The sequence below is a fragment of the Janibacter sp. CFPM2_SD2 genome (assembly GCF_057364645.1).
The window spans coordinates 1-7,623 of the sequence record NZ_JBNFOF010000155.1; the positions used below are offsets into that span (position 1 = coordinate 1).

Here is a 7,623-nt window from a genome sequence, read left to right on the forward strand (position 1 = left end):
CCGGCGGCGCCCCTGGGCGACGACCGCCGGCACGGCGGCCAGACCGAAGGCCGGGAAGAGGTCGCCGGCGCGCACGACCGCGCCGCGCCACGCCGGGACGGCCGTGACGAGCCTCGGCTTGTCGAGCACCCGGCTCACCGCGAGCACGACCTCCTCGGGCTGGAGCAGCTTGCCGGAGAAGGACAACGCCGCGGCCGGGTCGTCGAGCTTGTCGTGGAGCATCGGGGTCCAGATGCCGTCGGGGCAGACGCACGAGATGTCGATGTCCTTGACCTTCGCCGCGCGCAGGTCCGCGATCGTGCTCAGGCTGAAGCCCATGACCGCGTGCTTGGAGGCGGCGTAGACGCCCTCTCCGGGGACCGCGGTGATGCCCGCGAGCGAGGCGATGTTGATGATGTGGCCGCCGCCGCTCCCGCGCATGGCGCCGACCGCCGCGAGGGTGCCGTTCATCGTGCCGAGGGCGTTGACCTCGAGCATCAGCCGTCGCGTCGCCTCGTCGTGCTCCCATGGCGGGCCGGTGACGAGCACTCCCGCGTTGTTGACCCAGACGTCGAGCCGTCCGGCCACCTCGACGATGCGGTCACGCGCTGCCAGGACCTGGCTCTCGTCGCGCACGTCGACGGTCATCGCCGTGGCCAGGCTGCCGAGCGCGGCGGCGGTCTCGGTGGCAGCCGCCCCGTCGACGTCGGTGACGAGGACGTGGTGGCCGCGCTCGACGAGCATCGTGGCGATCTGCCGCCCGAGACCGCGCCCGGCGCCGGTCACGACGGCACCGGCGGGCCAGCGGGTGGGGGAGGAGCTCATCGCCGACCCGCCCGGATCGTGCCGTAGTCGATGCCGCCGTGGTGATGGGTCGGCACGACGGGCCAGAAGCGCTTCCACGGGGCGAGCTCGCTCGAGGGGAGGATCTGCAACCACCGCGGGTCCTCCTTGCTCGGGTCCGCGAGCGTCTTCTCCTTGATCATCGAGTCGTACTGGTCGAGCGAGTCCTCGAGGGTGTTGCCGTTCGGGCAGATCTCACGGCCGTACTGCTGGTGGTAGAGCTTCACGCCCGGGATCCGGGACTGCTCGGGCTGCCAGTTGTCGAGCGCGATCCCGTTCTCCGACGAGACCCAGACGCCGTCCGGGGTGTTGACGACGAGCGAGTGGTTGCCGTCGGTGTGCCCTGGGGTCCACAGCAGCGCGACCCCCGGGCCGAGCTCGATGTCGCCCTCGAAGGTCGCGAACTTGTCCAGGTCGACGCCCTCGAGACTGCCCTCGACGTACCAGGCCCACTGCATGGGATGCAGGTTCTGCAGGGTGGCCAGCTCGCGCGTGTTGACGAGCATCTTGGCCTCGCCGAAGATCGGGCCGCGCGGAGCCTGCTCTCCGGGGATGGTCGTGGAGGAGCCGAGGATCATCCGCGGGTCCTGCACGTGCAGGTGGTCGAAGGCGCAGAAGTCGACGTCCTCGGGGCCCAGACCGACCTGGGCCAGCGCCTCGTCCGGCTCGTTGTAGTAGTTGACGATGACCTGCTCGGCGCGATTCGCGTAGGGGATCTTGTTCATCAGGCGCTGCAGCTTGTCGAAGAAGGGCGCCTTGGCCGAGCCCTCCGGCACGGTCGGCTCGAAGACGAGCGTGCGTGGCCGACCGTCCCAGTCGTCGTACTGCACGACGACCATCCGGTTGATGATCGGGATCAGCGGGCTGTGCGGCCCGATGACGGCGGTGTTGAAGCCGTACTTGACGGGGTAGGGCGCCGAGGCGATGTCCACCGACTTCACCGCGGTGACCTGGCCCTGGGCCGTGAAGCGCTTCTTGTAGGCGACGGCCGCGCTGCGCACCGCCTCGAGCCGGTCACCGCGCGGCCAGATGTCGTGCACCCCGTCGAACTCGGGGATCGTGCGCGCCCCGAGGGAGCGGACGTCCGTCGTCGTGGGGTGGGTGGTCGGGGTGTCGGTCACGTGGTGCCTCCGGGGTCGGTGCGGTCGCAGTGCCGTTCAGCATGGCCGTCGCGTCCGGGCAGAACTTGACTCAGCGCGACAGATTGTCCGGCCCCCCCGCGTGTCGACCGCACCTCCCGAGGGCTCGAGCCGGTCCAGCGACGCACCGCGCGGGTCAGCGTGCTCTGCGAGGTGAAGCCCACCATCGTCGAGATCTGGGCAAGGGGCAGCGTGCTCGTCGAGATGAGGCGAAGGGACAGCGTGCGCCGGACGTCGTCGAGCACCGCCTCGTAGGTCGTCCCCTCTGCGGCCAGCGCGCGCTGGAGGGTCCGCGGGTGAATCGCGAGGAGGCGGGCCACGTCGGCGAGGGCGTGGCCGGTGGTCCCGATGGTCTCGACCAGCAGCCGGTGGACCCTGACCGAGGTCGTCTGCCCCGGGTCGCGGTGGTCCCTGGCCAGGTGGGCGATCGCCAGGGCGCGGATCGCCTCGTCGGCGCCCGCGAAGCGCACGTCCATGGTGCGCTGGTCGACCCGCAGCGCCGCGACCTCGGTGCCGAACCTCACCCTGTCGCCGAAGACCTCGGTGTAGCGGGTGAGCGGGGACATGGGTGCGTGGGGGAGGTCGACCGATCGCAGCCCCGCGGTGGTCCCCACGAGCGCCGTCGAGATGCGGAAGAGCAACCCGATGCCGAGCTCCATCGCCTGGGGGGAGTAGGGGGACTCGCGCAGCTGCTTGCGGTAGGTGATCGCCACGACGCCCTTCGCTCCGCTCGGGTCCTCCTCGACGGCGATCCGCAAGGCCGGGCTGTGGACGAAGAGGAACCTCGTGACGCACTCGAGTGCCTCGTTCACCGTGCCCGACGCCTCGATCGCCACGGCGAGCGGGCCGAGGATCGTCAGGTCCTGGGCTGCGGCGAGCCGCAGGCCGAGGTCGGGGCAGGCCAGCTCGACGGCCGCCCGGTCGAGCATGAGGTCGTGACCGGTGATGGGGAGCACCCCGTCGTCGGCCTCGAGGACCTCGGGGTCGATCCCGTGCTGCTCGAGCAGGTCGAGCGGGTCGCCCCCGAGCTCGCGCACCAGCTCGGGGAACCCGCGCAGGCTGGCGCTGCGGATGAGGCCGGCGTCGCTGACGGCCAGGGGAGGCGGCGGGTGCATCCGAGCAGTCTCCCGCACGCCACCCCTGCCCGTCCGGCTCCGGTCAGTGGTCGACGCGCTCCCGCTCCTCGTCCTGCGTGGCGCTCGCTCGGTCGAGCGAACGCATCCGCCACAGGGAGGCGATCACGGCGACGACCATCGACACGAGGATGACGACGAGCGAGTGCCAGGTCTCGATGTGCGGCACCCACGTGAACGGCTCGCCGCCGTTGATCCAGCTCACCTCGTTGGCCTCCATGGCGTGCAGCACGAGCTTGACGCCGATGAACCCGAGGATCGCGGCGATGCCGTAGTGCAGGTAGACGAGGCGCTCGAGCAGCCCGCCGAGCAGGAAGTACAGCTGGCGCAGACCCATGAGCGCGAAGATGTTGCACGCGAAGACGAGGAAGGGGTCGGTGGTCACCGAGAAGATCGCCGGGATCGAGTCGATCGCGAAGACGAGGTCGACGGTGCCCAGGGCGAGGATCACCAGGACGAAGGGGGTGAAGAAGCGCACCCCGTCCTTGCGCACGACGGCCTGGGCCCCGTGCCACTCGTCGGTGAAGTTCAGCCGCCGCTTGAGGGTGCGGATGACGAGGTTGTCGGGGCGCCCCCTTCGTCGTCGTGGCCGAAGGCCTGCTTCCACGCGACGTACACGAGGTAGGCGCCGAAGAGGTAGAAGACCCAGGCGAAGGACTCGATGACCTGCACGCCGACGAGGATGAAGATGCCTCGCAGGACGATGGCGATGAGGATGCCGATCATCAGCACCCGCTGCTGGAGCGCGTGCGGCACCGCGAAGCTGCCGAGCAGGATGATGAAGACGAAGAGGTTGTCGATCGAGAGCGAGTACTCGAGCAGCCAGCCCGTGAGGAACTCGCCGGAGCGCTGCGTGTCGCCCATGGCGAAGAGCACGCCGGCGAAGACCAGGGCGAGGGAGACGTAGACGGCGACCCAGGCGCTCGACTCCTTCATCGACGGCACGTGGGGACGCTTGATGACGAGGAGCAGGTCGAGGATCAGGATCGCGCTGAGCACGGTCAGCGAGGCGATCTCGAAGATCTGGTAGGCGGACACGGAGGAACCCTTCGGGTGGGGACGGCGGACAGGTCCGCGAACGTCTCTCCCACGCTGTGCGCGCCTCCACGACCGGGAGCCGGGGCTCCGTAGTGACGATCGTGGGGTGTCGGGATACTCCCCTTCGCTGGTCGGAGTCTACGGAGACGGCCCCTGACGGAGAAATCGTGCCCTCAGAGGATGACCGCGTCGGGGTCGTAGGTGCCGCGGACCCGGGCGTGCCGCGTGGCATTGGTCGAGAGGTACTCGCGCTGCGGTCGCCCCGCCTCGAGGTAGCCCAGGTAGCCGCCGGAGCTGCGCGTGCCCATGAGGTCGTGGGCGTGCGCGAGCCACGAGCGGGCACGTGAGTACTGCGTCGACCCGGCGTCCGAGGACATGCCGACGTACCACTGGACGCTCGCGGTGTGACCACGCCAGGGGAAGGGGGTGTCCGTCGCCCCGAGCGTGCGGACCGCCCCGTCGAGCGGGTCGAGGATCGCGGCGGCGGCCAGGCCGCGGGAGGCGGCCGAGCGCATCGCCGCGACGACGGCCTCGGCGGTGCCGCTCGTCATGACCCGCACGATGTCGGAGCCGGCGACGAAAGCGCGTGCGCGGTGTCGTCGTGCCGCCGCCGAGGTAGGCCACCGCGGCGAGGTGGGTGCGCGAGGTCGTCGACGTCCGCAGGGGAGTGACGCCGATCGCGGAGCGGGCAGAGGCCGCCCGTGCGTCCTGGCGTCCCGCGGGGCAGACGCCGAAGACTCGCACGGACAGCGAGGAGCCGGAGACGTCGACGTGGGCATTGGCCCAGGTGTCGCTCGGCTGCTCGGCCATCCAGGCGGCCCAGCGCCGCACGACCGTGGCCGCCGCCGAGGCCGGGTAGCTGAGGGTGAAGAAGCCCATCGACGTGGCCGGGATGGTCCGGTAGGTGAAGGAGGTGACGATGGCGGCGCCCGATCCGCCGCCCCGCAGCGCCCAGTAGAGGTTGGCGTCGTGCGACGCGTCGACCGTGCGGATGCGTCCACGCCCGTCGACCACGGTCGCGCGCACGAGGCGGTCGGCCGTCAGGCCGTAGCGGCGGCTGTCGACGCCCAGCCCGCCGGCGAGGGTGAGCCCTGCGGTACCGACCGTCGGGCAGGTGCCCGTCGGGATCGAGCGTCCGTGGGCGGCGAGGGCCTCGTGCACGGCGTAGAGGCCGGCTCCGGCGCCGACGGTCGTCTGCGTGCGGCCGGGCGTGAGCCAGACCGAGCGCAGGCTGCGGGTGTCGACGACGAGCGCACCGGTGGCGGCCGAGGCGCCGACGTAGGAGTGCCCGCCCGGAGCGCCCGGTCACCTGCAGCCCGTGCGCCCGGGCGAACTCGACGCAGGTCGCGACGTCCCGGGTCGACAGCACGCGGGCGATCGCCGCCGGTCGGCGGAAGTCCCACCGCGGGTCGAAGAGCGTCCGACGGCTGGAGTAGAGGCTGCTGCCGAGCCTGGCGATGCTGCCGCGGATCGCGGCGTCGAGGTCGGCCCAGTCCGTGGGGCTCGGCCCGGCCGACGCTGCCTGGGGTGCGACGAAGGGCAGCGCGGCCCCGGCACCGAGGACGGTTCGACGTGAGATGTCCATGATTCCCCCGACGCGCCGGGCCCTGTCGTGGTTGCCGTCGTCATCCATCCGTGACCTGGCGCAGTCCACATCCTCCTCCGGTCGACGGCCTGCGTCCACAGCCTCGGCCGACCCCGTCCGCAGCCACTCCCGGTCGGTGAGGCTGGACGCACCACATGCCGACGAAGGGGGAGTGCCATGGCCACGACGAGCGCGAGCGAGACGGTCGAGGAGGTCAACGAGGTCGTGCTGACCGGTCGGCTGAGCGGCGGGACACAGGTCCGCGAGCTGCCCAGCGGCGACGAGCTCGTGACCCTGCGGGTCGTCGTCAGCAGGGGACCGGGCCACACCGTCGATGCCATCGACTGCGCCTGCTGGACAGCCGTCACCCGCCGCGCCGCGCAGCGCCTGTCCGAGGGGGACCGGGTCCGGGTCGAAGGGAGCCTGCGTCGCCGCTTCTTCCGCACCCCGGCCGGTGCCGCGAGTCGCTACGAGGTCGAGGTCCGGCGGCTCGTCCGGGATCGCCGATGAGCGATGTGTACCGTGGACGGATGGGGTCCACCAACTTCGAGATCGCCCACGACGAGGTGCCGGTCATGACGCGCGACGAGATGCTCGCCATGGAGGGCAGCGGCTGGACGGGCGACCTCGAGGCACTGAGGTCCGACCTCGTGGAGTCGGTGTGACGCACGTTGGCACCTCGCTGTGACGACCACCGACCTCCGCGGGTTGAGCGCCTTCCCGCTGACGCCGATCGTCGACGACGCGGTCGACGAGGCAGCCTTCGCGCGCATCGTCGAGCAGCTCGACGGCTCGGCGGTCGACAGCATCACGGCCCTCGGGTCGACCGGCAGCTATGCCTACCTCGACCGGGACGAACGCCGCCGGGTCGTCAGCTCGCGTGCACGCCGGTGACGTCCCCCGTTCTCGCAGGCATCGGGCACGTGCGCACACGCGAGGTCCTGCGCCACGCCGACGACGCACAGGCCGCCGGGGCGAGCGGTCTGCTGCTCGCGCCGGTCACCTACCAGGCGCTGACCGACGACGAGGTCTTCCAGCTCTTTGCCGACGTCGACGCGGCCGTCTCGGTGCCCGTCGTCGTCTACGACAACCCCGGCACCACGCACGTGGCCTTCAGCGACGAGCTGTACGCCCGGATCAGCCGGCTCCCGTACGTGGCGGCGATCAAGATCCCGCCGGTCACCGGGGGAGTGGACGTCGTCGGGGCGCGGGTGGACTCCCTTCGCTCGGTCATCGCGCCCGAGGTGAAGATCGGCATCAGCGGAGACGCCGTGGCTGCCGATGCCCTGCTCGCCGGGTGCGATGGCTGGTACAGCGTGCTCGCCGGCACGCTGCCGGGGCCGTGCCGCGCGATCGTCGACGCGGCCGCCGCCGGCGACAGTGCGATGGCGCAGCGGCTGTCCGGCCGGCTCGACCCACTGTGGCAGCTCTTCGGCGCCCACGGCAGCTACCGAGTCGTCGCCGCGCTCGCCGAGGAGCTCGGCCTCGTGCAGCACCCCACGCTGCCCCGCCCCGTCCTGCCCCTGGACGAAGGGGGGCGCGCCGACGTGCGGGCGGCGCTCACCTCCCTTCGTGACGCGGGTGTGGTCGAGCGGTGATCCTGCCGCCAGTGCGTGACCCCCGGATGATCACGGTCCGGCGTGGCGGGACGCTCACCGACGCCGACCACCGGCTCCTCGCGCTGTGGGCCGCCGAGTGCGCGGAGCACGTCCTGCCACTCTTCGAGGCGGCGGTGCCCGACGACCGTCGGCCGCGCGAGGCGATCGCTGCGACCCGGACGTGGGCCGTGGCGAGATGCCGATGATGACGGCACGCGCCCTGGGCGGGCATGCGATGGGTGCGGCTCGCGAGCTGCGCGGACCCCGCACGGTTCGCCGCCTACGGCCGGCCGGCCAGGCGGCCTGTG

At 71.7% G+C, this 7,623-nt stretch carries 12 protein-coding genes and 1 pseudogene; 6 read left to right on the forward strand and 7 right to left on the reverse strand.

What is annotated here, in order from left to right; genetic code table 11:
- The 6 genes from AC2W7J_RS13450 to AC2W7J_RS13475 form a co-directional block, all read right to left on the reverse strand.
- Positions 1-804 (reverse strand): SDR family oxidoreductase (locus tag AC2W7J_RS13450; protein WP_485982992.1); only part of this gene is annotated, 804 nt, incomplete at its 3' end.
- A complete protein-coding gene (locus AC2W7J_RS13455) occupies positions 801-1,943 on the reverse strand; it encodes an MBL fold metallo-hydrolase (protein ID WP_421008275.1) in 1,143 nt (380 codons plus the stop codon). The genes AC2W7J_RS13455 and AC2W7J_RS13450, both read right to left, overlap by 4 nt.
- A complete protein-coding gene (locus AC2W7J_RS13460) occupies positions 1,940-3,076 on the reverse strand; it encodes an AraC family transcriptional regulator (RefSeq protein ID WP_485982994.1) in 1,137 nt (378 codons plus the stop codon). The genes AC2W7J_RS13455 and AC2W7J_RS13460 overlap by 4 nt, the downstream gene beginning before the upstream one ends.
- A 43-nt stretch (positions 3,077-3,119) precedes the next feature.
- Positions 3,120-3,701 (reverse strand): TerC family protein, encoded by a 582-nt coding sequence (locus AC2W7J_RS13465; RefSeq protein WP_485982996.1) that lies wholly within the window; start codon positions 3,699-3,701, stop codon positions 3,120-3,122.
- Positions 3,623-4,132, reverse strand: coding sequence for a TerC family protein (locus tag AC2W7J_RS13470; RefSeq protein WP_485982998.1), 510 nt, complete (start codon positions 4,130-4,132; stop codon positions 3,623-3,625). Before AC2W7J_RS13470 ends, AC2W7J_RS13465 begins: the two co-directional genes overlap by 79 nt.
- 173 nt (positions 4,133-4,305) lie before the next feature.
- Complete coding sequence (locus AC2W7J_RS13475; RefSeq protein ID WP_485983000.1) at positions 4,306-4,683, reverse strand: hypothetical protein; 378 nt, start codon at positions 4,681-4,683, stop codon at positions 4,306-4,308.
- Between the two features lie 86 nt (positions 4,684-4,769).
- Here AC2W7J_RS13475 and AC2W7J_RS13480 point away from each other — a divergent pair, with 86 nt between their 5' ends.
- Positions 4,770-4,991, forward strand: coding sequence for a hypothetical protein (locus AC2W7J_RS13480; protein WP_485983002.1), 222 nt, complete (start codon positions 4,770-4,772; stop codon positions 4,989-4,991).
- A 134-nt stretch (positions 4,992-5,125) separates the two neighbouring features.
- Here the strand turns inward: AC2W7J_RS13480 and AC2W7J_RS13485 are convergent.
- A pseudogene (locus AC2W7J_RS13485) lies at positions 5,126-5,413 on the reverse strand (FAD-binding protein); the annotation flags it as partial.
- A 481-nt stretch (positions 5,414-5,894) separates the two neighbouring features.
- Here AC2W7J_RS13485 and AC2W7J_RS13490 point away from each other — a divergent pair.
- From AC2W7J_RS13490 to AC2W7J_RS13510, 5 genes are read left to right on the forward strand one after another with little or no spacing between them, the layout of a single operon-like run.
- Entirely contained in the window at positions 5,895-6,227 is a 333-nt protein-coding gene (locus AC2W7J_RS13490) for a single-stranded DNA-binding protein (protein ID WP_485983004.1), read from the forward strand.
- Between the two features lie 20 nt (positions 6,228-6,247).
- Complete coding sequence (locus tag AC2W7J_RS13495) at positions 6,248-6,382, forward strand: hypothetical protein (protein WP_255186293.1); 135 nt, start codon at positions 6,248-6,250, stop codon at positions 6,380-6,382.
- Positions 6,383-6,401: 19 nt separating this feature from the next.
- Positions 6,402-6,611 (forward strand): hypothetical protein, encoded by a 210-nt coding sequence (locus AC2W7J_RS13500; RefSeq protein ID WP_485983006.1) that lies wholly within the window; start codon positions 6,402-6,404, stop codon positions 6,609-6,611.
- A gap of 29 nt (positions 6,612-6,640) precedes the next feature.
- The gene (locus AC2W7J_RS13505) at positions 6,641-7,315 is read left to right on the forward strand and encodes a dihydrodipicolinate synthase family protein (RefSeq protein ID WP_485983007.1); all 675 of its coding nucleotides are present in this window, start codon (positions 6,641-6,643) and stop codon (positions 7,313-7,315) included.
- Between the two features lie 11 nt (positions 7,316-7,326).
- On the forward strand, positions 7,327-7,521 hold the full coding sequence (locus AC2W7J_RS13510) for a putative immunity protein (protein ID WP_485983009.1): 195 nt from the start codon (positions 7,327-7,329) through the stop codon (positions 7,519-7,521).
- Positions 7,522-7,623 lie beyond the last annotated feature (102 nt).